General features: G+C 31.9%; 21 protein-coding genes and 1 pseudogene. 15 read left to right on the forward strand and 7 right to left on the reverse strand.

Going from position 1 to position 25,957, the window contains the following annotated elements; all coding sequences use genetic code 11:
- The first annotated feature begins 507 nt into the window (after positions 1-507).
- From ACE193_RS13380 to ACE193_RS13390, 3 genes are all read left to right on the forward strand, one after another.
- Positions 508-1,401, forward strand: coding sequence for a S1 RNA-binding domain-containing protein (locus ACE193_RS13380; protein WP_375558730.1), 894 nt, complete (start codon positions 508-510; stop codon positions 1,399-1,401).
- Positions 1,402-1,680: 279 nt separating this feature from the next.
- A complete protein-coding gene (locus tag ACE193_RS13385; RefSeq protein WP_375558731.1) occupies positions 1,681-2,220 on the forward strand; it encodes a SiaB family protein kinase in 540 nt (179 codons plus the stop codon).
- 13 nt (positions 2,221-2,233) lie between these two features.
- Positions 2,234-2,620, forward strand: a complete 387-nt coding sequence (locus tag ACE193_RS13390) for a DUF1987 domain-containing protein (protein ID WP_338793895.1) — start codon at positions 2,234-2,236, stop codon at positions 2,618-2,620.
- Between the two features lie 104 nt (positions 2,621-2,724).
- Here ACE193_RS13390 and ACE193_RS13395 read toward each other — a convergent pair whose 3' ends face one another.
- Entirely contained in the window at positions 2,725-4,290 is a 1,566-nt protein-coding gene (locus ACE193_RS13395; protein ID WP_375558732.1) for a hypothetical protein, read from the reverse strand.
- 408 nt (positions 4,291-4,698) lie between these two features.
- Here ACE193_RS13395 and ACE193_RS13400 point away from each other — a divergent pair, with 408 nt between their 5' ends.
- Both ACE193_RS13400 and ACE193_RS13405 read left to right on the forward strand, forming a co-directional pair.
- Entirely contained in the window at positions 4,699-5,331 is a 633-nt protein-coding gene (locus ACE193_RS13400; protein ID WP_375558733.1) for a riboflavin synthase, read from the forward strand.
- Positions 5,332-5,517: 186 nt separating this feature from the next.
- Positions 5,518-6,204: a LytR/AlgR family response regulator transcription factor gene (locus tag ACE193_RS13405; protein ID WP_375558734.1), complete on the forward strand. Its 687-nt coding sequence runs from the start codon at positions 5,518-5,520 to the stop codon at positions 6,202-6,204.
- A 58-nt stretch (positions 6,205-6,262) separates the two neighbouring features.
- On the opposite strand, the gene ACE193_RS13410 is transcribed toward ACE193_RS13405, so the two are convergent.
- The 3 genes from ACE193_RS13410 to ACE193_RS13420 form a co-directional block, all read right to left on the reverse strand.
- On the reverse strand, positions 6,263-6,826 hold the full coding sequence (locus ACE193_RS13410) for a DUF6913 domain-containing protein (RefSeq protein ID WP_375558735.1): 564 nt from the start codon (positions 6,824-6,826) through the stop codon (positions 6,263-6,265).
- 178 nt (positions 6,827-7,004) lie between these two features.
- Complete coding sequence (locus ACE193_RS13415) at positions 7,005-7,589, reverse strand: hypothetical protein (RefSeq protein WP_375558736.1); 585 nt, start codon at positions 7,587-7,589, stop codon at positions 7,005-7,007.
- Between the two features lie 25 nt (positions 7,590-7,614).
- The gene (locus tag ACE193_RS13420; RefSeq protein ID WP_375558737.1) at positions 7,615-8,325 is read right to left on the reverse strand and encodes a hypothetical protein; all 711 of its coding nucleotides are present in this window, start codon (positions 8,323-8,325) and stop codon (positions 7,615-7,617) included.
- Between the two features lie 203 nt (positions 8,326-8,528).
- On the opposite strand from ACE193_RS13420, the gene lnt reads away from it, so the two are divergent.
- The 8 genes from lnt to ACE193_RS13460 all read left to right on the forward strand — a co-directional run bounded on the left by lnt (position 8,529) and on the right by ACE193_RS13460 (position 21,817).
- Positions 8,529-10,226 carry an apolipoprotein N-acyltransferase gene (gene lnt / locus ACE193_RS13425; protein WP_375558738.1) on the forward strand — a complete coding sequence of 566 codons (1,698 nt, stop codon included), beginning with the start codon at positions 8,529-8,531 and terminating at the stop codon, positions 10,224-10,226.
- 106 nt (positions 10,227-10,332) lie between these two features.
- Positions 10,333-11,262 carry a 1,4-dihydroxy-2-naphthoate polyprenyltransferase gene (locus ACE193_RS13430; RefSeq protein WP_375558739.1) on the forward strand — a complete coding sequence of 310 codons (930 nt, stop codon included), beginning with the start codon at positions 10,333-10,335 and terminating at the stop codon, positions 11,260-11,262.
- A gap of 161 nt (positions 11,263-11,423) precedes the next feature.
- On the forward strand, positions 11,424-15,890 hold the full coding sequence (locus ACE193_RS13435) for a T9SS type A sorting domain-containing protein (RefSeq protein WP_375558740.1): 4,467 nt from the start codon (positions 11,424-11,426) through the stop codon (positions 15,888-15,890).
- Between the two features lie 186 nt (positions 15,891-16,076).
- Positions 16,077-18,011: an asparagine synthase (glutamine-hydrolyzing) gene (gene asnB, locus ACE193_RS13440; protein ID WP_375558741.1), complete on the forward strand. Its 1,935-nt coding sequence runs from the start codon at positions 16,077-16,079 to the stop codon at positions 18,009-18,011.
- Between the two features lie 77 nt (positions 18,012-18,088).
- Positions 18,089-18,952: an Rpn family recombination-promoting nuclease/putative transposase gene (locus ACE193_RS13445; protein WP_375558742.1), complete on the forward strand. Its 864-nt coding sequence runs from the start codon at positions 18,089-18,091 to the stop codon at positions 18,950-18,952.
- 89 nt (positions 18,953-19,041) lie between these two features.
- Positions 19,042-19,491, forward strand: a complete 450-nt coding sequence (locus ACE193_RS13450) for a DUF1572 family protein (RefSeq protein ID WP_375558743.1) — start codon at positions 19,042-19,044, stop codon at positions 19,489-19,491.
- An 82-nt stretch (positions 19,492-19,573) separates the two neighbouring features.
- Entirely contained in the window at positions 19,574-20,437 is an 864-nt protein-coding gene (locus tag ACE193_RS13455) for a hypothetical protein (RefSeq protein WP_375558744.1), read from the forward strand.
- A gap of 81 nt (positions 20,438-20,518) precedes the next feature.
- On the forward strand, positions 20,519-21,817 hold the full coding sequence (locus tag ACE193_RS13460; RefSeq protein WP_375558745.1) for a DUF5103 domain-containing protein: 1,299 nt from the start codon (positions 20,519-20,521) through the stop codon (positions 21,815-21,817).
- Between the two features lie 58 nt (positions 21,818-21,875).
- On the opposite strand, the pseudogene ACE193_RS13465 reads toward ACE193_RS13460, so the two are convergent.
- A pseudogene (locus ACE193_RS13465) lies at positions 21,876-22,412 on the reverse strand (transposase).
- Between the two features lie 532 nt (positions 22,413-22,944).
- Complete coding sequence (locus ACE193_RS13470) at positions 22,945-23,130, reverse strand: hypothetical protein (RefSeq protein WP_375558746.1); 186 nt, start codon at positions 23,128-23,130, stop codon at positions 22,945-22,947.
- 321 nt (positions 23,131-23,451) lie between these two features.
- On the opposite strand from ACE193_RS13470, the gene ACE193_RS13475 reads away from it, so the two are divergent.
- Entirely contained in the window at positions 23,452-23,733 is a 282-nt protein-coding gene (locus ACE193_RS13475; RefSeq protein ID WP_375558747.1) for a hypothetical protein, read from the forward strand.
- A gap of 173 nt (positions 23,734-23,906) precedes the next feature.
- On the forward strand, positions 23,907-24,488 hold the full coding sequence (gene thpR / locus ACE193_RS13480; RefSeq protein ID WP_375558748.1) for an RNA 2',3'-cyclic phosphodiesterase: 582 nt from the start codon (positions 23,907-23,909) through the stop codon (positions 24,486-24,488).
- 58 nt (positions 24,489-24,546) lie between these two features.
- Here the strand turns inward: thpR and ACE193_RS13485 are convergent, their stop codons facing one another.
- Positions 24,547-25,872: a GDSL-type esterase/lipase family protein gene (locus ACE193_RS13485; protein WP_375558749.1), complete on the reverse strand. Its 1,326-nt coding sequence runs from the start codon at positions 25,870-25,872 to the stop codon at positions 24,547-24,549.
- Positions 25,873-25,957 lie beyond the last annotated feature (85 nt).

Here is a 25,957-nt window from a genome sequence, read left to right on the forward strand (position 1 = left end):
AAAAAAAGCTAGTTCAACTATAAGAGTTTGGACTAGCTTTTTTTAAGTTCTCATTTTTCCTAACGTTAGGAAAATAGCTTGAAAGGCTTGAAAATCACTTTTTTACTTATATAATGTATTTCTAGTCAGTTCAAAATACCGAAAATTAGAGCTTATTACTTTAGCTTTTCATTTTTCCTAATGTTAGGAAAATAGCTTGAAAGGCTTGAAAAGCACTTTTTTACTTATATAATGTCTTTCTAGTCAGTTCAAAATACCGAAAATTAGAGCTTATTATTTTAGCTTTTCATTTTTCCTAACGTTAGGAAAATAGCTTAAAAGCCTTTAAAAGCACTTTTTTGCCTGTTATTGTAAAAGACTTTCTAGTCTGTATTACATTTTCCTTCATTTTTCCTAACATCAAGAAAATAGCTTAAAGTGCTTGAAACGCATATTTTTTTATATAAACTTTCTAACTAAATAAAGCTAAATTTGTAGTATAATTTATAAAGCACAAAAAAAGACGTTATGCCCATCAAAACCATACAAATCGGTCAATATAATACACTTACCATTTTACGTACTTCTCCTAATGGTGTATATGTAGGAAGTTCACTTTTAGATGAGGTACTTTTACCTCAAAAATACGTTCCCGAAACAGCAAAAGAAGGCGACGAAATAGAAGTCTTTGTTTATACCGACACACAAGACCGTCCTGTTGCAGTTATCGAAAAACCGTTGGCAACTGTTGGAGAAATTGCTGCTTTGAAAGTAGTTGATATTACAAAAATTGGATTCTTTTTGGACTGGGGACTGATTGAAAAAGATTTATTTCTTCCTCATGATGAAGTACCAAAAGGCAATAAAGAAGCAAGAGAAACCCAAGAACCAATACGAATAGGGGATTATATGTTTGTAAAACTAGCACTAGACCACAAAACTAATCGGGTTATTGGCTTAGGAAAGCTAGGTAATTTTGTAGAAAGAGAAGAAGTTGATTTGCAAGAAGATGAAGAAGTAAATGCCATCATTGGTGCAGACACAGAAATTGGTTATCGTTGTATTGTAGAAAAAGAGGGGATTTATTATTATGGAATGCTCTATCACAATGAAATTTTTGGAGAAGAAAACCTACAAGGACAAAAACGAACAGCATATATCAAAAAAGTACGTGAAGACGGTCGTATTGATTTAAGACTTCGAAAAGATGGCTTTGATGGAATTGCTGACCAAAGTACAATGATTATGCAAAAATTAGAGGAAAATAATGGATTTTTACCTATTTCTGATAAAAGTACACCTGAAGAGATTGTAGCGTATTTTAATATGAGTAAAAAAACCTTTAAGAAACTCATCGGAAATCTTTATAGAGAACGAAAAATTAGTATTGACAAGAAAGGTATTCAGAAAATAGAAAAATAATGTTTGTGTTTTAAAATTATTTTATATATTTACGAAACATAGAGAGATTCTATTTTCTTAATTTGATAAGAAGACACAAATACGAAAAGCAAAACAAAATTATAGAATTGCGTTTTTTTTGATATAATTCTTTTGTAAACCATGTATTTTGTGTATATTTCTAAAAATTAGTCAGTTTTACCTGAATAATGAATAATAAAATTGCATAATTCTAAATTAATAAAATAGACTAGAAAACTCTAGAAAATTTTAGTTCCACTCTAAAGCAGTATAAGAATCTTGAACCTGAATGATTACTATAGAGAAATGCTGGAAGGCGAAGTAATTGTATCGTATAAAGGAGCACCATCACAGCCTCTTTTCGATGGGATTTTGAGCGTGGCAGATGAGCGATTAGCTGTTCTTGAACAAAAATCCAAAATTCGAAAAAAGGTCTATCATATTATGATAGAAGCTCTTCAAAACGTATACCATCACACGCAGGGAGAAGGTGTGCAAAAATCTGAAAGCCCAGAAACAGTATTGTTTGTTCTTTCCAAAAACACAACAGGATATGAAATTTCTACTGGAAATTATATCCCTACTTCTCTTGTCGCTACGCTACAAGGACATATTGAACGAATTAATCAGTCTTCTGCTGATGAAATCAAACAACTATATCGTGAACAACTACACGGTGGAGAAGTTTCTGTAAAAGGGGGAGCAGGATTAGGAATAATTGATATCGCACGTCGTTCGGGCGAAAAACTTGTCTATGCATTTGAAGATGCAGGCAATGATAATTCTTTTTTTAGTTTGAAAGTAAAAGTTTCGGCTTAAACAATATATTTGAATGGAAAATTTTTTCTTAGAAGGCACTAATAAAACACCTCAGCTAGATTTTAACTCTAATGAAGGACGATTCCTTATCGCAGGACGTTCTATTCCAGAAAACTCTATTGAGTTTTACAAACCTCTTTTTGAGTGGTTAGATAATTATGTCAGTCAAGCAAAATCAAATACGATTTTAGATGTAAAGTTGGAGTATTTTAATACAAGCTCATCAAAATGCTTAGTAGAGATATTTAGAAAATTAGAAGCTCTACAACAAAAAAATGATAATGTACTCATCAACTGGTTTTATGAAGAAGATGATGAAGACATGCAAGAATCTGGAGAAGATTTTCAAGAAATTATAGACGTGAAAATTGTCTTAAATCAAATGGAAGAAGAAGACTAAATACCTTATACTTCAAATTTGATATATAAAATAATCGAATAGCTATTTTATTTAGAAATAAATAGAATAGCTGTTTTTTTGTGTATTTTATTTTACAAACTGTTTTACAAAGTAGATTTAAGCCGTCCATTTTCCCAAATTCCTGTTTGTTGTTTTCCGTTAGTTTTATAGAGTGTTCCTTTTCCAGTTTGTGAGTTATACGACCAATCTCCGATATAATGTTCGCCATTTGGGTAATACATTGAGCCTTCCCCGTGTCGTTGGTCTTGATACCATTGCCCTTCATAGCGACTTTTGTTTTGATAGTGCATCGAACCTACTCCATGTTTTTGGTTGTTTTTCCAAGTTCCTATATATTTACTATTATCTGACCAAATATATGTTCCTCGTCCATCACGCATTCCTGCCAAAAAATTTCCTTTATAATATCCACCAGAAGCATAATACATTGTTCCTTGCCCATCAAATTTTCCATTTTTAAACTTTCCTACATACCTTCCTACCTCAGAAATAAGCTCTCCAAAACCATCTTGACAGTTTCCTGTTTTACAAACTCCTTGTTCTGCATTTACCACCATATCTTCATCATTGAGAGTAACATCTATTCCATCCATAATTCCATCTTTGTCAAAACGAATACGAAGGTCAAATTTTTTATCTTTATACAACCACGTCGAACCTGTTCGATAAGTATATTTTTTATACGGCGAACCCATAATATAGGCTACATAATTTTGGTCTGAATAAGGAGTTACTTTTTCTGTAAGAGGATGAGAAACATCACCAAAACCTGATTTATTGACAGCTACTTTATACAAATATCCATAATCATTGAAATAAAAACGCAATTTATTATTATTAAAAACGTACTGAAAGTGGTCATAAGCAAGATGAATTTGCTGATAGCCATCTTTTTGTTTGTTACTAGCAGATTTTATTTCTTCACTGTCTTTATGTTTTCCTAAAAGGTCGTATAAGCCATTTGATGCAAAAAAATCTTGTCCTTTATAATTTCCACCTTCCCAAAACCCTTTTTTTGTTACTCCATTTGTATATACAAGTTTTCCTTTTCCATGTCTTTTTCCATTTTTCCATTCACCTTCATAACGAGAACCATCTCTTTCTACATAAATGCCTTCTCCATCTTGGCAATCTCCAGAAATACAATTTTTGAAACGCAATAATACTCCTCTTAATCTTGACTTGATACGTGAACCTGTATAATAAAATACTACTTCCACAGGAAGACTATTGTATTCCATATAATTTGCATTATCTTTTGATGGTTTGCCTAGTTTTATGATAGTAGAGGATTTTGTGTCATTCCAAGTTAGATTTTTTGGAAGTTTACTAGAGTAGGCTGCAAATTTGGTGTCATTAGCTGAATATGTATTATCATAAAGCATTATTTTATCAATAATATCTCCCTTATAAAAACCTATTCTAATTCCATTATTTGGATATGTCCAGACCGAAGTAGAGCTAAGTGACTCATCTCTTACACCTAATTTATTCAAAAAATCTCTTACTAATGGGTCTGTTTTGGATTTTCCAATCAGTTTAAACAAATTATCGCCATCGACAGTATTAGTATGAATTGTAGTAGCTGAAGCAAAAGAACAAACAGAAAACAACAAAATAAGGCATACAAATAACCTCAAACTATTCATTACCTTAAAAAAAGAGTACGAATAATTTTTGTGTATTTTTGTATCTATTTTATAATTTTTTGAAAAAGATAAAGTAAAAAAAATCAAATTAGTAGGATAGAATAATGAGTTTGTAAAGATATTTTTTTGAAAAGAATAAATTAATTCAGCAAAATTAAATTGATAGTTGTTTTTATGCTAACACACTCACTTGCAAATCGTTATGAATATTTTATAATAATTTGCATAATCTGTGTTTTGTAATTAGAAAGAGATTACCAATCTATAAATATAACAAGTATCATTCTAATCAAGTAAACGAATTCAATCAAAATAAGTTCTGAGTACGTTTACCTAGCTGTTTTAATTTTTTTAAATAAATTTTATCTATTTTTATCATTTTCTACAAAAAATCATATTATCAAAACTATGTTTACAGGAATTATTGAAGAAATAGGAACTCTTATTTCTATACAAGAAGAAGGAACAAATCAATTATTTGAAATAGAATCAGCTATTTCAAATGAACTTAAAGTTGATCAAAGTGTCGCACACAATGGCGTTTGCTTGACAGTTACTAAAGTAGAAAAAAATAGACACTTCGTAACAGCGATTGAAGAAACCCTCCAAAAGACAGATTTAGGAAAGTGGAAAGTAGGTTCGCAACTAAATTTAGAACGTTGTATGCCTGCTAATGGGCGTTTTGATGGACATATTGTACAAGGACATGTCGACCAAACAGCTATCTGTACCAAAATTATTGATGAGAATGGAAGCTGGCGTTTTTATTTTGAATATGAAGACAAAGGAAACTTTACTGTTCAGAAAGGTTCTATTTGTACAAATGGTGTTAGCCTAACCGTTGTAGATTCAGAAAGTGGCTCAAAAATAGCTAACAAAACAAAAAAAGGAAGTTTTAGTGTCGCCATTATTCCTTATACTTATCAACATACCAATTTTCACAAACTAAAAGTAGGCGATACAATCAATCTTGAATTTGATATTGTTGGAAAATATATGAAATTACTTTTTGAGAAACATTTTCAGTCAATTAAAAATTAAAACCTACAAAAGTAACGAAGCTGATTACAGATTACCAAATAAAGTTTCTTTCCTAATTTGAAAGTTACACTAAAAAAATACGTAATTCGTAATTCATAATTCGCAATTAATTTGTGTTTTGCGTATCTTTCCATTTGTAAAAAATAAACCTACTCCTAATCTAAATAAGAACTAGCCCCTATATATATGAATTGTTTAATTGTAGATGATGATGAATTTTCTCGCAACGTAATAAAGCATTTTGCTAATAAAACGGATGGTTTGACTGTCCTTGAAGAAACAGATAATGCTGCTGATGCTTTTACAGTCATCAAAACCAAAGAAATTGATATTGTTTTTTTAGATGTTGAGATGCCTGAAATGACAGGACTTGACCTAATGAAAACGCTTGATGATATGCCACAAATTATTTTGGTAACTTCTCGTGCAAGTTATGCTGTGGAAGCATTCGAACATAATGTAACTGATTATTTAGTAAAACCTGTAAATTATGCTCGTTTTTTGAAGGCAGTTGGAAAAGCAGAAGCCAACCTAAAAGCCTCAAATGTAACTGTGGAGAATCAAGACGAAGTATTTATCAAAGCTGATAACAAAATTGTTCGTTTGCGTTTGAGTGATGTTTATTTTATCGAAGCCTTATCAGATTATGTGATTATTAATACAGATACACGTAAATACATTATTCATTCGACAATGAAAGGCTTAGAGAAAAAATTACCTGAATCTGACTTTATCCGTGTGCATCGCTCTTATATTGTCAATTTTACCAAGATAACAAGTATTGAAGACACAAGTGTAGTGATGCCAAGCAAAACTATTCCGATTGGTGCTTCTTACAAAAATCGTTTTATGAAAAAATTGAATTTATTATAAACTAGAAAAAAACCGATTTGAAAACTGCATCAAATCGGTTTTTTTGTTTTAGTAGAATCTATACAAATGCTGTTGAATTTTGATTTTGAACTGTACTTACTGATTTAAACATATTTTTAGCCAAACTAGAAATTGTGTTTTGCTCTTCTCTAAAGACCATCCATTCATACAAAAACTCTTTGCCCACAATATGCGCTCCCACTCTACATTTGGCTTGGCTAAGTAAAAGTATGCGTTCGAATAGAGCCACATGTCGATTACTGACACAAAAAAGATAATCAAATTCTGTAGAGATAAATTTTTGTACTGCTACTACATCCATATTTCCATTCCAATCCATTTGTTCTGGATGAACCAAAAAAAAGCGATACGGAACTTGTAGTTCTTGCTTCGTTTTTTTGGTTTGGAATAATATAACTTCTACTTTTTTATTATCTTTTTGAAGTTTTTCTATTATTGGACTGATTTGCTTGGCATCTTCTGAACTTTCAATAAGCAACAAAATACCAAAATGCTTTGCTTCTTCATAAGGCAAAGTATAATGTTTGGAAGTCGAAGGACGAATTTTTCTGTTCTTACGACTAACCAAATAATTTTTGATAGGATAAAGTAAATTATTCATTTTTCTATAACGCTGGTAAAGACTACAAAATTACTATTAAAAAACTATTTTCTTTTGTTTTGAAAATAGCTAGATAGTTAATTAACTTTATTTTTTAGTAAAATGTTGTAGGACAATTATTTTACTTGTTTTTTTATCTCTACCTATCCAAATCTAAAATACTTAATTGAAGTGTCATTTATTCAAGGCATGGGCAAGTATATTTGTATTCTATTTCTCCAACAATCAACCTTACATCCTCTACATAATAGGCACTTTCGCTCAATCCATTCCACGAACGTAAGTCATTAATATTTATATTATAATTTCTGACAATATCATAAATATACGTGCGTTTCTTAATATTTTGGTAATATTTTCTTGTTTTGACTTTTTCTGTCACTCCTTTTTCGTAGTCTGTTTTTAAAGCTACTTTCAAATACTCACCTGTATAAAGCTTTTGATTTCTGAAAGAATTGAAATCAGCATAACTTAATTTATTCCATTTCGCAAAACAAGGCGCACAGATTTGATATAAATTCACGAGATATTCAGTATTTTCTCCTTCTCCTACTAAGTGATAAATATAAGTAGTATCTTTTGGTCTTTCAAAAAGAGCTTTTCTTTCTCTTACAACAATAGGGTTTGCAGTAGTAGTTATAGAACCTTTATTGGTGTAAAGTGTATCACTAAAATGCTCTCCTATAATATTATACTCATATTTTTGAGCAAAACAAGTTTGAAAAACAGCTAAAAGTAAGATTGATAAAATAAATAGTTTCATAAGATAATATAAAATTTTGGTTTAATTAATTCTGATTTTCAAGGCAAGGACAAGCATATTTATAGTGTATAAATCCTAGAAATAGCACCATATCTCCTACATAAAACGTATCTCTGTCTAAGTTATTCAGATAACGTAAGTTATTAATACTTACTCCATAATCACTTGCTACATCTTTAAGATAAGTAGGGTATGAAAAATTTTTATAAAATCTTCTTAGTTGGAAATCAAGAGGTATTCCTTTTTCATATTCTTTCTTTAAAGCTACCTTTAAGTATTCTCCTTCAAAAATTTCAAATAAGATTAGATCACCAAACATCATTTCCTTAGAAGATATAGGAATCATTTTGAGTTTTGGCTCTTTTTGCCCCTTCTCAACTGCGATGGGAAATTCCCTGTATTCAAGTTTAAAATTATTCCATTCTGCAAAACAAGGCGCACAAATTTGATATAAATCAACGATATATGTAATATCTTCTCCTTGACCTACTTTATGATATATATAATTACTGTCTAAATTGGTACTCTCAAAGTTTGCCGTTCTACTACCATTTAAAATGGTTTTTTCAAGGGCATTCTCTTCTCCGTCTTCTGCTATTATTACTTTTATATCATCATTTGGACTTTTAGGAAGCGTATCAGTAATGCTTTTTCCACTTCTATCGTATTCATATTTTTGAGCAAAAGAAGTTTGTAAAATAGCTAAGAACAAGATGGATAAAATGAATGGCTTCATAAGTCTATTAAAATGTATAACAGACTTCCTAGTCTGCTGAAGGCTAAAAGTTGCAATTTCTCTTAGAAAGCTATCAAATTCTGCATTAAAAAACAATTTATCTTAATTTTGACTTGCTATAAAGTCAGTAAACAAAGGCTATTCAAACACTTTGACTATTTTTGTAAAATAATTATTTGTTTTCAGTTATCAACTTATTATAAATGCCTTCACTTTTATCCTTTCAAGCTCATTTAGAAACTTATCGCCAAAAGAAATATTATGCGCTTTCTCTGTCTATTTTGGGAGGTGTTTTGATGGCTTTAGGTTGGTATTTTCCTTTTTCACCCTTGCTTTTTGTAGGACTTATTCCTTTGATAGAACTGATAGAGTTTTACTTTAAGAAAGACGAAGAACAGAATAAAAATACTAATACAAAAAAGAAAAAGTATTTTACTCGTTTGTGTTTTTTTATTTGGGTTTATTTTGTGATTTGGAATGCTGGCGTGTATTGGTGGCTGTGGAATGCACTTAGTGTGGGAGTAATTGGAGTTTTTTTATTAAATGCTTTTTTGCAGCTTTTGCCTATTATTGTTTATATTTTTACGAGACGTTTTTCGGTTGGTTTTATCAATTATTTATCATTTGTTTCGTGTTGGTTATTTTTTGAATATGTTCATCTCAACTGGGTTTTGTCTTATCCTTGGATGAATATTGGAAATGCCTTTGGTGAAGTCCCTATGTGGGTGCAATGGTACGAATATACAGGAACTTTTGGAGGAACATTTTGGGTGCTTTTAGCTAATATTTTAGCCTATCACGTTTTTATAAAGTCAGAAATAAAAGTAGGTGCATATTTGGTTTGGATTTTAGTCCCAATAGGAATTTCATACAGTATTTATATGAGTTATGATGATGCAGAAAATGAATCAAATAATTTAAAAACAGTAGAAATAGCTGTCATTCAGCCTAATTTAGATTGTTATTCAGAAAAATTTTCTCGCAATCCAAAAACAGGCGAACCTTCTACCCATCATATTCCCTTCCAAAATCAAATTCAAAGATATATTGATTTAGCAAAAAGTGTAATTACAGATTCTACCAAATATCTTATTTTACCTGAAACAGCTTTTCATCAAAATTCTACCGAATATAATTATACAAGTCAGCCAGATTTAGAACCTATTTTTGATTTTTGTAGAGAGAATAATTTGATTTTAATTTCGGGTGCAGATACCTATAAATTTTATACAGGAAATGATACTGTTCCCAAAACAGCACGAAAATCTAGTGGAGGAGATTCGTATTATGACATGTATAATTCAGCAGTTCAGTTTGTTCCTTTTACACAAGATTCGGTAGTATTTTATCATAAATCAAAATTGGTAATTGGTGCAGAAACCAATCCTATCAAAATGGTTTTACCAAATCAAAGTGCGTCTCTTTTATTTGTAGATATAATGGGAACTTTAGGAACGCAAGATTACCGAAGTGTTTTTGTTTCGCCAAATACAGAGGCAAAAGTAGCTCCTGTAATTTGTTGGGAAGCCGTTTATGGCGAATTTTGTACAGAATATGCTCAAAATGGAGCTAATGTAATCGTTGTTCCGACTAATGAAGGTTGGTGGGGAAATACACCTGCTCCTCGTCAGCTTTGGGCATTATCGGCTTTGCGTGCCATCGAAACACGTCGTAGTGTAGCACGAGCAGCCAACACAGGAATTTCAGGTTTTATAGACCAAACAGGAAAAGACATTTCTAGAAGTGAATATGGAGAACAAACAGCTTTAAAATATTCTATAAAACTCAATGACGAAATTACTTTTTATACGCTACACGGAGATTACTTGGGCAGACTTGCAGGTTTTTTGGCAGTTTTGTTTTTTATATCTGCGATTGTTAGGAAAATTAGAAATAAGTAATTTTTTATACTTTTAGTAGTTCAAAGGCTTGCCTTTGGATAATGCAAATTTTGTTAGTTACAATATCGTCAAAGGCAAGCCGTTTGACCTACATTAATTATTTATAATGAAACATTGGATAGAAGCAGCACGATTACGAACTCTTCCCTTAGCCCTTGCAAGTATGTTGATGGGTTGTTTTTTGGCTGCCATAAATAGTTTTTTTGATGTAAAAATAGCTTCTCTTACTATCCTTACAGCTATTTTATTGCAAATCTTGTCTAATTATGCCAATGATTATGGCGATAGCATTCACGGTGCAGACCACAAAGACCGAGTAGGTCCCAAGCGTGCCGTTCAAGAAGGAAAAATAACTTCTTCACAGATGCGAAATGCTGTTATTTTGTTTTCGCTTTTGTCGTTTGTGAGTGGTGTTTTATTGCTTTTTGTGGCGATAGATTTTCAAAAGGAAAGTAGCTGGAAAACACTTGGTTTCTTTTTAGGATTAGGACTTTTTTGTATTGCTGGAGCAATTCTTTATACAGCAGGAAAAAAACCGTATGGGTATATGGGTTTGGGAGATATTGCTGTTTTAATCTTTTTTGGTTGGGTGGCAGGTGGAGGAACATATTTTTTACAAGCACAAGCCTATTTTCAAACCTCTACAGATTTTCAGAGCATTTCTTGGGATATTTTTCTTCCTGCTACTTCGTGTGGGCTTTTCGCTGTTGGTGTTTTGAATTTGAATAATATTAGAGATATTAATTCTGATATTTTGGCTGGTAAAAATTCTATTCCTGTTCGTTTGGGAAAAGAAAAGGCGAGTGTTTATCACGCTTTTGTAATTAGTTTGGCGTGGGTTTGTGCTTTGGTTTATTTAGGATTGAATTATCAAAATCCTTTCAATTTTTTGTTTTTGCTTACACTTCCTTTATTTATCAATAATATCATTCAAGTTTTCAAAAGAAAAAATATGCAACTTGACCCACTTTTGAAACAACTTGCACTTTCGACATTACTTTTTGTAATTCTTTTTGGAATGAGTTTTTTGATATAACTCTTAAAGCTATTAACAAAGTACAGCTAATTATGATTTAATTAATTAATTATTTTTGTAATTTATTTGTAATCAATAACTTTACACTTTCAAACTTATATCATCCTGCTTTCCTGCATTAAAATTGCAGTACCATATAGCTGCTAATTAACTTTACTATAATGTCTTTTTCTCTTACAATTTATCAGTATATGAATCTATTATATCACTTACACATAAAAAGAATCGTGTTTGTTCTTTCATTTTTTTTCTTCTTTTCAGCAGTAGAAGCTCAAACAGGACCTGGAGGAGTTGGAACAAATACAGGTGCTGCACCTTTACAGCTTTGGCAACGTGCAGATGCCATTACACCTATTCCTGCTGATGATACAGCCACAGACTTTATTGATGCCTCTGGACATAACAGACACTCAACTAATTCAAATGGTGGAGGTGATGGTGTACGTGCATTATACCGATCCAATATAGCTAATACATTTCCTATTGTTCGTTTTAATGGACTAAATACTACTGCTGGCTCACAATACGATGATGCTTATTCGTATGCAGCCCGTACTGTCTTTGTGGTATTTAGAGCGTCTAATATTACGCAAAATACTGGAGATTTAGCTCAATTATGGGGAGACTATAACCCTTCACAGGCACATGTTGCAATAGATGCACGTAATGGTAATTTACGAGGTTTTAGTTTTGATGGAGGAGGAGGAGAAGAGGGAAGATACTCTCTCAATGGAGCCAACTTTACTGGTTTCGCTGCTGACTTGAATACACAACAATGGACATATGGTCAATTTGAAGTTCTTTCTATGGAATTCCAGAATAATCAAACTATGACAAATCAACGTATTAGTACATTAGCTACTCTTACAACTACTGACCATAGATTCGGAGGAGATTTAGCAGAGGTAATTGTTTATGATAGAGTTTTGAATCCTGCTGAAAGAATTGTAGTACAAAATTATCTTTCTTCAAAATATCAAGGAACAGCACTCACTCAAAATGATTTTTATTCTCACGATGCCGTAACTGCACAGCCATTTTTTCATGATGTAGTGGGAGTTGGAAGAGAAACTGGAACAAATGTACACCTTGCTTCTACATCATCTTTTGTAGAAATTAATGCAGTAAATACAATCAATCCAAATTCATATCTCTTTATGGGACATGATAATGGAGCTATTGGTGCTTACACAACTACAAACTCTCCAGCAGGTTATGAACGAGTAGCAAGAACTTGGCGTGCAGATGTTACAGGTACAATAGGAACGGTTACTTTCAGAATAGATGCTTCTCAATTACCTGGGGGGGCAGCTTGTCAGTTGAATATACTTACAGATGGAGATAATAATTTTACAAGTGGGGCTACTATCACACCACTAACACAAGTAGGAACTTCTTCAATTTATCAAGGTACTCTTGCTATTCCAGATGATGTCTATTTTACAGTAGCACAAGCGTCAGGAGCAGTTATATCTCTTACAGCTAATGCTAATGGAAACTCTGGAGAGGTAGATTTAACTTGGAATAACCCAGGGTTGGCAAATTTTCAAGAATACAGAATCTATGGAGGACTTTCTAATAACCCTACTAATTTATTAGCTACTATTACTGACCAAAATACATTAGCTACTACACTTACAGGGTTGACTAATTGCCGTCTGAATTACTTTAGATTAGTACCAGTTACTCTGACAGATGTAGAATCTCCTTGTGAAGGAACAGATACAGCTATTCCTACAAACGGAGTCATACCTACTGCAATGAATCTAACAGCAGCAGACCCTGTCACATCTCCATCTCCAAATGGACAGGTTACACTTACTTTTGATGCGAGTGGTGATACAGAAATAAGACAAATAAGAGTATATAGATATAGAAATGGAGACCCTGTACCTGCTACAGCATCTATTGTGGCTACATCTGGTGTCAATGCAACTACTACATCTGTTGTAATACCAGGTTTATTTCCTTCTCCTCCTTCTACCTGCTTCAGAATCACTCAAGTAAATGCGTGTGGAGAAGAAAGTCCTCTCTCTGGAGAACAGTGTGCTAGTATTACGGTAAGACCAGAAGACTGTAATGATGGTGTTGATAATGACGGTGATGGTGATATAGATAGTGGAGATTCTGATTGTAATGAATGTATTTTTCAAATCACAGATCCAGGGGAATTTCAGCTTTTTCAGTTTAAAGTAATTCCTGTAAATGGTAGTAACATTGGTTATCAAACTCCCATTTTTGGAGATGTAGATGGCGATGGAGAAACTGAAATTGTAGTTCTTGGAGATAATGGAATTATAAGTGTTTTAAACCCTCGTAATGATGGAAATCCTGATGTAGAATATACTCAAACAGGACTTAGAGACCCAGATGGAGCAACAAGTTTACTAACGATGGCAAATGTAGATGGAGATGCTTTTATAGAATTTTTCTATGTAACAAGCGATAATAATTCTCCTGTTGTTTCCTATCAATATGTTCCAGGGGTAGGTTTTCAATTAGAGTGGGAAAGCGATGATGCAGCTATAAATCCAATAGCAGCAAGAAGAGTTTCTAATACAGATAGAGCAAATACCAACTTGACTGACTTTAACGAAGATGGTATTCCAGAAGTTTATACAGGAGGTACAATTTTTAATGCTGATACAGGAGAATGGCTAGGGTATGTAGGTACTGGTAATCCAGATGGAGACCCAAGAGATACAGGAGATCCTATATTTCAAATATCTAATGCCGCTGATGTATTGCCAAATGCTTTTTGTGCAGATTGTGCAGGCTTAGAATTACTGGCAGGAAATACAGTCTATTCAGTAAACATTGCTACTAATACAATAACTTCTGTTGCAGTAGCTCCTGTTCCTCTCACTGGAGGTTTTAGAGATGCTGTGATGTCAGTAGCAGATATGGACAATGACGGAGATATCGATGCTGTAGTATCTGGATATGGTAGAATTTATGTTTGGGATATTCAAACTCCCACACTTCTTTCTAATGTTTTTGATTTAAGAGCTTATAACCCTGGGGATTTCATAAATGGTGTAGAAGGAGTGGGAGGAGCAAATCCTTACTCAGGTATTCCAACTATCAATGATTTTGATAATGATGGAAGAAATGAGTTTGGAGTAACAAAAGAAAGAGGTGTAGTCATGTTTAATGATGTAGATACTGCCAATATTGCAGCAAATGGAGGAAACCTCCAACCCATGTGGACATTAGCAACATCAGATAACTCTGGTACTACTGGACTTTCTTCTTTTGACTTCTTGGGTACAGGCTTTGCCAACTTGGTATATAGAGATGAGAATAAAGTACGTATTTTTCAAGGAGCAAGTGGAGATGTTTACTTTAATTCTGAAAGTCCTGCAACAGGGCCTCCCTTTCCTGCTTGTAACAGTGGTACAGGTATGGAAATTCCTACGATTGGAGATGTAAACGATGATGGACAAACAGAGATTGTAGCATCTTGTAATGGTAGAGTTATCATCTATCAGTCTTCTAATATTCCTTGGCTACCTTCTCGTGATGTGTGGAATCAAGTAAACTACAATATCACTAACATTAATGCAGATTTAACAATCCCACAAACTATTTCTCCCCAAAACTTCGAAATTACTGCTCCTCCTCTAAATAATTATATGGCACAGCGTCCTCTTAGTAACTCTACTGTTCCTTTTATTCCTGCTGCTGATATTGTGGCAGTTGTGGATACAGTTGGTGGAGCAATTAATTTAGGAAACTGCCCTAGTGAAGTAACTTTTACTATTGACATAGAAAATCAAGGAGAGGCAGATGTTACAGTACAATATCCAATTACTTTTTATAGTGGAGATCCTAGGTTATCATCTTGGAGTAGGCTAACCACATTTACTATTAATGATGGCTTGGCTGTTGATGAACAAAGAGAATATACTTATTCTTTTCCGTTAACAAATGATCCTGTTGAAGTATATGTAGTATTAAATGACAGTGGCACAGATCTAGGACCAAATGCCATTTCTTTGCCTAACTCTCCTGCTGCTGAATGTGATTATGATAATAATTTTTTAGGACCTTATACTATTGCAAATTGCTTCGATCCTCTGCCTATTACACTTATTTATTTTGATGGAGAAGATAAAATAGATAAAGTTCGTTTAGATTGGGCAACAGCATCAGAACGTGATAATGCCTATTTCGAAATTCAACGTAGTTTTGATGGACAAGATTTTGTAACGATTGATGTTATTCAAGGACAACAAATTTCTAATCAAACAATAGAATATCAAACCTACGATTATGAGAACTGGACAGGAACAGCTTATTATAGGCTCAAGCAAGTAGATACAGACGGAACACCGACACTAAGTAATACGATTGTCTTCAAAAGAGATAATAATTTAGAAATCAATATTTATCCAAATCCAATTTCTTTTGGACAAGATTTACATATTGAAGGACTGAATGGAGAATGGAAGGCTGTTTTGTATGATATGGCTGGACGAAAAATTCAAAACTGGACTATTAGTTTTGATAGACAAAAATACACAACTCCTTTTCCAAATCTAAGAAAAGGAATGTATATTCTTCAACTAGAGTCTTTAAACAATAATAAGAAAGAAAAAATTATAGAAAAAATAGTAGTAGAATAGTAATCTCTACTTCAACTATTACTTTCAAACCCTTATCAAAACAAAAATTTGGTAAGGGTTTTTAATGAGATAGAGTTTCATTTCTAAAAAATTTAGTAGATTTAATAAAAAAACTGGTTGCTCATAAAAGTAATAAACTGAAATTAACTGATTACTGGTAACTGCTCACTGAATAACTGTAAAAAAATGTGTGGAATAACAGGAATTTTTGCCTTTAATGAAATTGGTCGTTTTTCGTTGGTACGTTTGCAAGAAGCAACCGAAAGACTAGAACATCGTGGACAAGATGCACAACGCTTGTACAATGATTTTTTTGTTGGTTTGGGGCATCGTCGTTTGTCTATTTTAGATTTGTCTTCGGCAGCTACACAACCAATGAGTAGCAAAGACGAACGTTATACGATAGTTTTTAATGGAGAAATTTATAACTTCAAAGAGCTTAGAAAGGAGTTTTTGAGTGATTTAGAGTTTGATACAGAAAGCGATACAGAAGTTTTATTACAACTTTATATCCGTTTCAAAGAAAAATGCTTAGAAAAACTCAATGGTTTTTTTGCTTTTGCTGTCTATGACAATCAAGAACAGTCTATTTTTATAGCTCGTGATAGGATTGGAATAAAACCACTTTTGTATTACCACGATGAAGATAAATTTGTCTTTTCTTCTGAAATGTCATCACTTATGGCATATCGTTTTCCTAAAAAGCTAGATTTTGCAAGTCTGCGTTTATATTTTTCGCTGCATTATATTCCTGCTCCTCATACGATTTTCGAAAATGTCTATAAACTTCCTGCTGGACATTATCTCAAAATAAAAAAGAAAGAAGTTCAATTAGAAAAATACTACGAAATTCCGAATAATTACGAAACGCAAAATTATGATTCTATTTCCTATGATAAGGCACAAACAGAATTAGTAAATTTATTAGAAGAATCTGTAAAAAAACGTTTGATTTCAGATGTTCCGATTGGTTCTTTTTTGAGTGGTGGAACAGACTCTTCTGCTATTGTTGCCTTGGCTACTCGTCATACCAAACACCTCAATACATTTTCGATTGGTTATAAAGATGAACCTCTTTTTGATGAAACGAGTTATGCTAATCTTGTAGCTAAAAAATTTAATACTAATCATACTGTTTTTACGCTTTCGAATTCTGATATTTTTGAGGCTGTTTTTGATATGTTACCGTTTTTGAGTGAACCTTTTGCAGATTCTTCGGCTATTCCGTTTTATGTTTTGAGCAAACACACCAAACAAACGGCTTCGGTAGCTCTTTCTGGAGATGGTGGCGACGAGCTTTTTGCAGGTTACAACAAATATTTGGGAGAGTACAAAGTCAGAAATGCAGGTTGGAAGGAAAATTTGATAAAGAATAATTTAGGATTATTAGAAAAATTACCAAAATCAAGAAATTCATTTTGGGGAAATAAATTCAGACAATTACACCGTTTTGCAAAAGCTGCACAATTATCCAAACAAGAACGCTACTGGTTTTTGAGTAGTTTTATTGATGAACAAAACGTCCAAAATATCTTTCAATCGGATGTTTTTGATTTATCAAATGAAGATAACAAATTCCAAAATCGAAAAAAAGAGTTCACAAAATTCATTTCCGAAAGCAAAAAAGGCGATATAAACGAAATGCTTTATGCTGATATGAATTTGCTTTTGCCAAATGATATGCTTCATAAAGCTGACCAGTTTTCGATGGCTCATGCGCTAGAAGTTCGTGTTCCTTTTCTTGACCATAAGGTAGTAAATTTTGCTTTTCAGATTGAAGAACAATACAAAATTAATCCAAAAATAAAGAAACGAATTGTTCAAGATGCGTTCAAAAACATTCTTCCTGCCGAACTCTATAATCGCAGTAAACACGGTTTTGATGTTCCGTTAGCAAAAGGTTTTCAGACGCTTTTAAAACCACTTGTTGAGCAGTCTTTGGATAGAGATTTTATACAAGAACAAGGTATTTTTAGTCCTGCTTATACCGAAAACCTAAAGCAAAAAGTAAAACAAGGAACAGATTACGACCAAAATCACGTTTGGGCATTTATTGTTTTTCAAGAGTGGTGGAAAAAAAATGATATTCAGAAGTTTATTGAAGAAGAGGAGGAGTTTTAATTGAATCCAAGCATAACAACAGATTATATTTTTTCGTAAATTTATAGAATACTTTTACACTTTATTTTTTTTAAAATATGGCAAGATATATTAATCCTTTTACTGATTTTGGTTTCAAACATCTTTTTGGCACAGAAAGCAACAAAAGAAACTTAATTAGCTTTTTAAATGCAATTTTGCCAGACCAAAAAATTGCTAAACTAGCCTATAAAAATGTTGAAAGGCAAGGCATTTCGGAAGTCGAACGAAAAGTAATTTTTGATTTGCATTGTGAAAACGAAAAAGGAGAAAAATTTATAGTAGAATTGCAGAGAGCAAAACAAGATTTTTTTAAAGACCAAACTCTTTACTATACTACATTTCCTATTACAGAACAGGCTATTAAAGGCAAGGATTGGAGCTATGAGCTAAAACCTGTTTATACAGTTTCTATTCTCAATTTTAGATTTCCGAATCCGACGACAAAAAAAGACGATACAAAAGTAAAACGTATCATAAGGCTTACAGATATTGAAACTAATGAAGTTTTTTATGACAAACTAACGCTTGTTTATCTTCAAATGCCTAATTTCTTGAAAGAAGAACATGAATTAGAAACGCTTGAAGATAAATGGTACTACATCTTCAAACATTTAGATATTTTAGAACAAATGCCTGCTCGTTTTAAAGAAAAAATATTTAAGAATTTTTTTGAATCTGCCGAACTTGCCAATCTACCTCGTCCCAGTCAAATGGAATACGAAGAGAGTTTGAAACAACTTAGAGATTTGAAGAATGTATTACAGACAGCTAGAGAAGAGGAAAGGAAAATAGCTAAACAGAATATATATAAATCAGCTAAGCAACTTTTAGCTTTAAATATACTTACTGTTACCCAAATAGCTGAAGCCTTAAATATTTCAGAAGAAGAAGTTTTGAGAATAAAAAATAATCAACTATAAAAAACTAAAACGATTGAAGAAGAGGAATTTTAAAGTAGCTGACAGTTGAAAACTGTCAGCTACAGAATAACTTATAAAAATAACCAAAAATGACACTTAACCAAACCTTACGCACACTTTTTGAAAGAGATATACAAAGAGTGAAACTGGAAATTGAGAGCTACAAAAACGAAGAAAATATGTGGAAAATAGAAGGCGAAGTTCTCAATTCTGCTGGTAATCTTTGTCTGCACCTTATCGGAAATCTAAATCATTTTATTGGTGCAGAAATCGGAAAAACAGGTTATATTAGAGAACGAGAATTAGAATTTTCTCAAAAAAACATTCCTAAAAAAGAACTCATTGAAAAATTAGAAGAAGTTATCAAAATTGTTGATACTTCAATAAAATCTTTGGGTGAAGAAGGATTATATTCAGAAACTTCTGTTCCAAAATTTACAGAAAAACAAACAAATGCTTTTTTGCTTTTACACTTACACGCTCATCTTAATTATCATTTAGGACAAATCAACTATCATAGACGATTATTAGACAAATAAAAGTGTATAACAGACTTCCTAGTCTGTTGAAAAGAAATATATTATCCCAACAGACTGGGAAGTCTGTTTTACTGAATACAAAATGAAATTTTATATTTTATCAATACTATTTTTTCTATTACTTTTCTCTTGCAGTCAAAAATCTGTTGTTGATAATGAAAAGTCTTATTTTACAGAAGGGCAAATAAAACCAAAAGAAAATATTGTTGCAACTAACAAATCTTTCAATTTTGAAAATTATAGCGATGTGCAGCTTGATTCTATTTTTCGTTTGTCCTTAGATTCAATGTTAGATTTTTTGAATATTACAGAATTTGAAAAAGATACAGTTGTAGAAAATTATTTTACAAATGCTATGTTTGTAGAAGCACAAGTTGAATTTCCAGAATTTGTAATTTTAGATAGTAAACATTTAGATTTAAAGGATTCGATAGATTTTGGAGAATGTCCAACATACATTTATGTAAAAAAAGACAGTAAATTAGAACTCTTTACTACAATAATCACAACTTCTAGAAGTTGGTTTGGCGCAGAAATTTATAGAAAAGATATGGATTTTGACGGTAAAGTAGATTTAATTATTTCTCGTCCTTTTTATATGGCTAGTAGAGATGTTGCAGCATTTCATATTTTTACTAAACAAAACTTGAATAAAAGCACAAAAGTTTTTACGACAACAGAACAAAAACTATTGGTTAATGATGGCAATAAAACTATAACTTCGTTTACTCATGGAGGAACTTATGGAACTTATGAAAAAGCTATAAATAAATGGCAAGGAGATAGTTTAATTATAACAAAGTGGTTAGAAAAATCTTATCAATCAGAAATGGGCAATAATAAACTTTTAGAAGAATTTACAATCAAAAATGGAAAACAAGTAAAAACTAAAAGCCAAAAAATGGCATCTGAGGATGCAGAAAAATACTTTGAAAAATATCAATAAAATGTGTAACAGACTTCCCAGTCTGTTGAAAAGAAATATATTATCCCAACAGACTGGGAAGTCTGTTTTACTTAATAGCAAATGAAATTTAAACTCACACTATTTACAGTTTTATTAGCAATTATTTGTATTTCAAATACAGTTTTTGCTCAAAATACAGAAACCTATTACGACGATATGTCTTTCAAAACGGAAGATTTTATCTATGACCCCTATATCAAAACGGTTCGGCTTTATCCTAATCAAAGTCCTTCACAAGCTGCACAATTAGAACAGCCGATTATTCCACTTTCTCAAAATATTCCTTTACTTCTGACTTTTGACGAACTAGCAAGTGATGCACGAGTTTATAAAGCTAAAATTATTCGTTGTGAATCAGATTGGACAGAAAGCACACTTCCAGATATGGAATATTTGAATGTCTATAATGATTTTTTGATACGTGATTATGATTTTTCTATCAATACGAAAGTGCCTTTTGTGCATTATAAATTTCAAATCCCAAAAGTAAAAATTTCAGGAAATTATGTAGTAAAAGTATTTTATCAAGATGAAGAAAACCTAATTCTGACAAAACGCTTTATGGTTTTTGAGGAAAAAACAAGTATTGGTTTTGAGCAAATTCCATCAGTAGGTGGCGAAAACTCCCTTATTTATCAGCAGTTCAAACTTTCGGTAAACTATACAGGTGTGCAAGGTGTCGTAAATCCGAATACGCAGTTTGAGGTAGTTGTTAGGCAAAATTATCGTTGGGAAAATGCCATTTATGATTTGCAGCCTACCTTTGTAAAAGACTTTCAAAAGACATTAGAGTTTAGCTCTCTGACAGAATCACAGCGTTTTTTGGGTAGTAACGAATTTAGATTATTTGATATTCGTACACAAAGAAAGTTTGGTTGGGGAGTAGATAGTGTTCGTTATCAAAAAAATAGCGACCACGTTTTTTTACAACCCGAAAAATCAAGAGCAGGTTTGGCTTATGGAACTCGCTTAGAAGATTTTAATGGACAGTTTTATATAGAGAATAGCCAACGAGCAGAACAATCCAAAACGGAAGCTGATTATGCCTACGTAAATTTTGTTTTGAAATCTCAAAAATTAGATAACGATGTCTATATAATTGGAGGCTTGACAGATTGGAGAATAAATCCACTTTTCAAGATGCAGTATGTCAATAGAGGTGGTTATTATACAGCCGAAGTTTTATTAAAACAAGGAATTTATAATTATTTCTATACCACCGTCAACAACAAAAAAGAAATAGATTATTCGCCTTTAGAAAACAATTATAGACAGACTGAAAACGCCTATGATGTTTTTATTTATTACCGTCCGATGAGTAGTAGAACAGATTATTTGGTGGGTTATCGTAAGATTTAATTTATATTATTATGCTTGAGTTTGATAAAGATATTCGGTTATCTGACAATTTTTGTGGTTATTCAGAAATGGCTAATGCTCCCCATCTAAGATGTTCAAATTTGTCCATACCAAATGCAGCCCTTCTTATACTTCTAATTAGGTTATTTAGCCCTTCTGTTACAGCATTGGATAGAAAGTTTTTGACATAATTCACTATATATTTTTTTGTGCTTTTTTAAATTTTGATAAACGGTTTGAATATACTTTTAACTTCCTTAGTCATATTTTCTCCCCATTTTTCCATTTCTTGTACGACTACTTCTACTTGCTTTCCATTGTCAAGAATATGATGAAATTTTTCTCTCGTCCAATAAATTCCTTTTAGCATCTGACAATCTTCAAAACAAAGATGCAACTCATCTAACTCTTTGTCTGTTAAGCGATGATATTGCTTGTATAATATCCATTTTAAACGACGATAATTTATATTTTCAAGCTCTGATTTTCTAAGTAATTTACGAAAATTATCTATACAATTATTGAGCAATTTAACAACATGAAATTTATCAAGAACAAGAGTAGCATTAGGAAAACAAGTTTGGGCAGTAGTGATATAAGCTTGTCAAAAATCACAGGAAACATCTGTGATTTGCTCACAAAATGACCTACCAAGTGATTGAAAATAAGCGATTAAATCCTCTTTTTTGTAGGTTAATCTCACTAAAAGACGAAGATTTTTGTGTAAAATAGATTTTATATGTCCTCTAAATTATTCATAAATTCTAATTTTGAAATTAGTAGTTTAAAGGCTTGCCTTTGATTGTATTTGTTTTATTTCAAAGCATAAAAAACACCTATCTAACAAGTCAAAGGCAAGCCTTTTGACCTACAAGTACACTATGATTTCTTTTTTTAATTTTTAAAAGCAAGTAAAAGTCAAAAAAATGCCCAAATTAGATGCGATTAACCTACCAAGCGAAGTTCTTTCCACAATCCATCTTTTTTTGTGTAATAGGGACTTTTGGAATTTTCACTTCTATATCCATTTCTTGCTTCATCATTCTACTGAATGTGCCTTTAAAAGTACCATCAGCATATACACTTTTTATTGTATCTAAAAGAGGATTGTCAAACGTAAAAACTTTTCATTTTTCTATAGCTGTTGTTCCGTCATAAAAATTAGTAGGACAAACAAAGCTTTCTACTAAACTCCCCAAAGTATCTACAATGTAAAAATGTTTTCTTCCTTTTATTTTTTTAGCTCCATCTATACCTACATTTTCAGTAGAAGTGCTACTATTCTTGACACTTTGACTATCAATAATTACCACACTTGGTTGAGGTGTTTTTTCTTTTTTTACACGATAGTCTGCTGTTAAACAGGAACTTATATTCTTTCAAATACCTTCTTTAACCCATTTGCTATAATACCAATAGACAGTTTAGCTTTGCTGAGTTTGCCAAGGCTCAGTTGCCAAGCAGGAAAATTTGAAAGTAAATCTTGCCAAACACAACCATTTTTACAAAAAAAAAGAATACCATTCATAATATCTAGTAAACTCCATTTGCTTGTACGTTTCAGGTAAAAATAGAGAAACCTACATGCAAGAATTTGAAATGTTGAATATTAATGTTTTGGATTTACTTTGAAAATGGAAAATCCAAGTCAGAATCATTATTATGGAAGTCTTAATGAGATGGGAAGAGCTTTATCAGAAATCAATAATCTTGATGCAGCAGAAACCAAAATGTTAGATATGATTGCAGATAATGAATTAGATACATACAACAGAATCTTAACCTATTATCTTTTTAGACACTATAATTCTAACTTAGGAGATAAAGAAAGACAAAACACAAACGAAGAAAAACTCAAAACAGCCGTAGAAAAACTACCAAATTATATTACTAGTAAAATAAAAGAAGACAAATAGAAAAATAATAATTCTTTTTATAAACTTTCTTATAAAAAGCCATTTTTGATAGTTTAAACAAACATTTTTCTTGTAATTGGCAATTTATTTGTACTTTTGTAGTTAAATAAATACACAAACAACTAAACTATTTACAAACCCTTTTTTAACAGCAAAAAATCGAATCCTCTACTTTGGCGACTCCTCTACAAAAAAAATCTCGTTTATTCATTGCTATTCCTCTTCCTCAATTTTTAAAAGATGCGTTGCAAGAATGCCAAGAGTGGCTTTCTTCCTATCCAGAAATGAAGGCAGTCAATAATTGGATAGAACCTTCAAAAATGCACATTACACTCCATTTTTTGGGAGATGTATCACATCAAAAAATTTCACAAATACAGGAGATTATCAAAGAAATAGAAACAAAACATCCTCTTACCCTAACAATGAAAGACATAGGAACATTTGAAAAAAATGATCTTCCTCATGTACTTTGGGTAGGAATTAATAAAAATGAAGCCTTATCAAACCTATATCAAGAATTAGCTCAAAAATTAGAGAAGATAGACCTAGAAATTGAAAGTACAAACGCTGAAAATTACATTCCACACGTTACTTTGGCTTATATCCGTACTAATGATGAGGTTAAAAAGACCATCAAAAAACGCCTTGAAAAAATAATAGTAGGTGAAATTGGTGTTTGGGATAGCAATCAAATAGAACTAATCAGCAGTACACAAACAAAAGAAGGTGCTGTTTATAAAGTAATTAGTTAATTTTAATGTTTATTTGTAGGGACAAGGCACGCACGCCTTGTCCTAACTTAGCAATTATTTACTTAGGTCTGTTTTTCTCAATCCATTTTTTATATTGTTCGGTGATGGCTTCATAAAATAAATCGCCTTGCAAATTATATCCTGTTTGAGAAAGGTGGATTCTATCGTATTGTCCTAACCCTGCTTTTTGCCATTCAGTAATAGATTTGAATCCTCCCATTATTTGATAAAAATTCCAAAGAGCAACATTTTTTTCCCTCATAAGTTCTTGTAAACGCTCTTCTACTTTTTGGGTATTGTAGTTTGCATATTTTTTGTAACGATACGTATCATTTGGAGAAGCGAGCAAAATAGAAGTGTTTGGGTTTATATTTCTAATTTGAGTAATTATTTTTGATAAATTCCCCTTAAATGCTACATCATCAAAACGAGTAGGATAAGCATCATTCGTTCCCAAAGAAATAACCACCAAATCAGGCTGAATACTTCTAAGTTGTGTTTCGAAATCTTCACAACGCAAATAATGTCTTGTTTCTGCACCATTTATACCAACAGCGTGATATAAAACTCCTCCATCATTGGTTTCAAGAGATACTCCTTGCAGAATAAAATGTGTCTGAATATCATCTGTTTTGTCTAATCCAATGCTTATGGAAGCTTGAGGAACAGAAAAAATAACTTCTAAATAACCATCTGGATGCATTTTTTGAGATGCTATTTCATTGGTTGGTGCAATAATGACAGCCTCAAAAAGTTCTTCATTCAAGATAGGATAATAGATTCTTACTTTATCTATTTTTGAAGGTTTTCGTTCATTATATTCTATTGGTTCTAATGTTATTGTAGATTTTGGATTTGTTGTTTCTACATTTATTCCAGAAATTCCCCATTGTGATAAGTCTTTGTTACTGACCATTTTTTGGCTTGTCCAAGTTCCTGTATAACGAGTTTTGTAATCAAATGGATTGTTTGTTTTGGCTGCCGAATAGGGAAAAATAAATCCACGTCCTGCATCTCCAAAACGTTTGTCTTCTTGAAATAATCGTCTTACTTGTCCTGTAAAAAAATCAGCTTGAATGTGAGAATCTCCCATGTGAAGAATTTTTACTTGTCTATTTTCTTCGGCTTTTTCTGTCTTTTTTTGAGTTTGGAGTTCATAAAGTTTTTCAAAGAAGTAATCTAAAGAAGTGCTATCCTTCATCTGAATTCGGTTTGCACCATAATTAACCACCTCAAAATAAGGTCGTTCTTTATAAAGCATCAAGCGAATAGAATCTTCTAAATTTTTTGTTTTTTCTTGTAAATCATCTTGACAAAATGCCAATGTGGGAATTGAAATTAAAATTATCAAAAACCAAATTACTCGTTTTTTTATTTTTATCATAAAATTGACCAATGTCTTTTTTTATTTAATAAGGGTAGATTTTTTCAATAAATTATGTCTGTGTTATAATCTTTCAAATACATTT

The organism is Bernardetia aquimarina, assembly GCF_042180575.1.
Classification (GTDB): domain Bacteria; phylum Bacteroidota; class Bacteroidia; order Cytophagales; family Bernardetiaceae; genus Bernardetia.

Bases quoted from the DNA above. Each gene is read 5' to 3' on its own strand.
- ACE193_RS13380 (WP_375558730.1), top strand. From the start codon at position 508: ATGCCCATCAAAACCATACAAATCGGTCAATATAATACACTTACCATT.
- ACE193_RS13390 (WP_338793895.1), top strand. From the start codon at position 2,234: ATGGAAAATTTTTTCTTAGAAGGCACTAATAAAACACCTCAGCTAGAT.
- ACE193_RS13395 (WP_375558732.1), bottom strand. From the start codon at position 4,290: ATGAATAGTTTGAGGTTATTTGTATGCCTTATTTTGTTGTTTTCTGTT.
- ACE193_RS13400 (WP_375558733.1), top strand. From the start codon at position 4,699: ATGTTTACAGGAATTATTGAAGAAATAGGAACTCTTATTTCTATACAA.
- ACE193_RS13405 (WP_375558734.1), top strand. From the start codon at position 5,518: ATGAATTGTTTAATTGTAGATGATGATGAATTTTCTCGCAACGTAATA.
- ACE193_RS13410 (WP_375558735.1), bottom strand. From the start codon at position 6,826: ATGAATAATTTACTTTATCCTATCAAAAATTATTTGGTTAGTCGTAAG.
- ACE193_RS13415 (WP_375558736.1), bottom strand. From the start codon at position 7,589: ATGAAACTATTTATTTTATCAATCTTACTTTTAGCTGTTTTTCAAACT.
- ACE193_RS13420 (WP_375558737.1), bottom strand. From the start codon at position 8,325: ATGAAGCCATTCATTTTATCCATCTTGTTCTTAGCTATTTTACAAACT.
- lnt (WP_375558738.1), top strand. From the start codon at position 8,529: ATGCCTTCACTTTTATCCTTTCAAGCTCATTTAGAAACTTATCGCCAA.
- ACE193_RS13430 (WP_375558739.1), top strand. From the start codon at position 10,333: ATGAAACATTGGATAGAAGCAGCACGATTACGAACTCTTCCCTTAGCC.
- ACE193_RS13435 (WP_375558740.1), top strand. From the start codon at position 11,424: ATGTCTTTTTCTCTTACAATTTATCAGTATATGAATCTATTATATCAC.
- asnB (WP_375558741.1), top strand. From the start codon at position 16,077: ATGTGTGGAATAACAGGAATTTTTGCCTTTAATGAAATTGGTCGTTTT.
- ACE193_RS13445 (WP_375558742.1), top strand. From the start codon at position 18,089: ATGGCAAGATATATTAATCCTTTTACTGATTTTGGTTTCAAACATCTT.
- ACE193_RS13450 (WP_375558743.1), top strand. From the start codon at position 19,042: ATGACACTTAACCAAACCTTACGCACACTTTTTGAAAGAGATATACAA.
- ACE193_RS13455 (WP_375558744.1), top strand. From the start codon at position 19,574: ATGAAATTTTATATTTTATCAATACTATTTTTTCTATTACTTTTCTCT.
- ACE193_RS13460 (WP_375558745.1), top strand. From the start codon at position 20,519: ATGAAATTTAAACTCACACTATTTACAGTTTTATTAGCAATTATTTGT.
- ACE193_RS13475 (WP_375558747.1), top strand. From the start codon at position 23,452: ATGGAAAATCCAAGTCAGAATCATTATTATGGAAGTCTTAATGAGATG.
- ACE193_RS13485 (WP_375558749.1), bottom strand. From the start codon at position 25,872: ATGATAAAAATAAAAAAACGAGTAATTTGGTTTTTGATAATTTTAATT.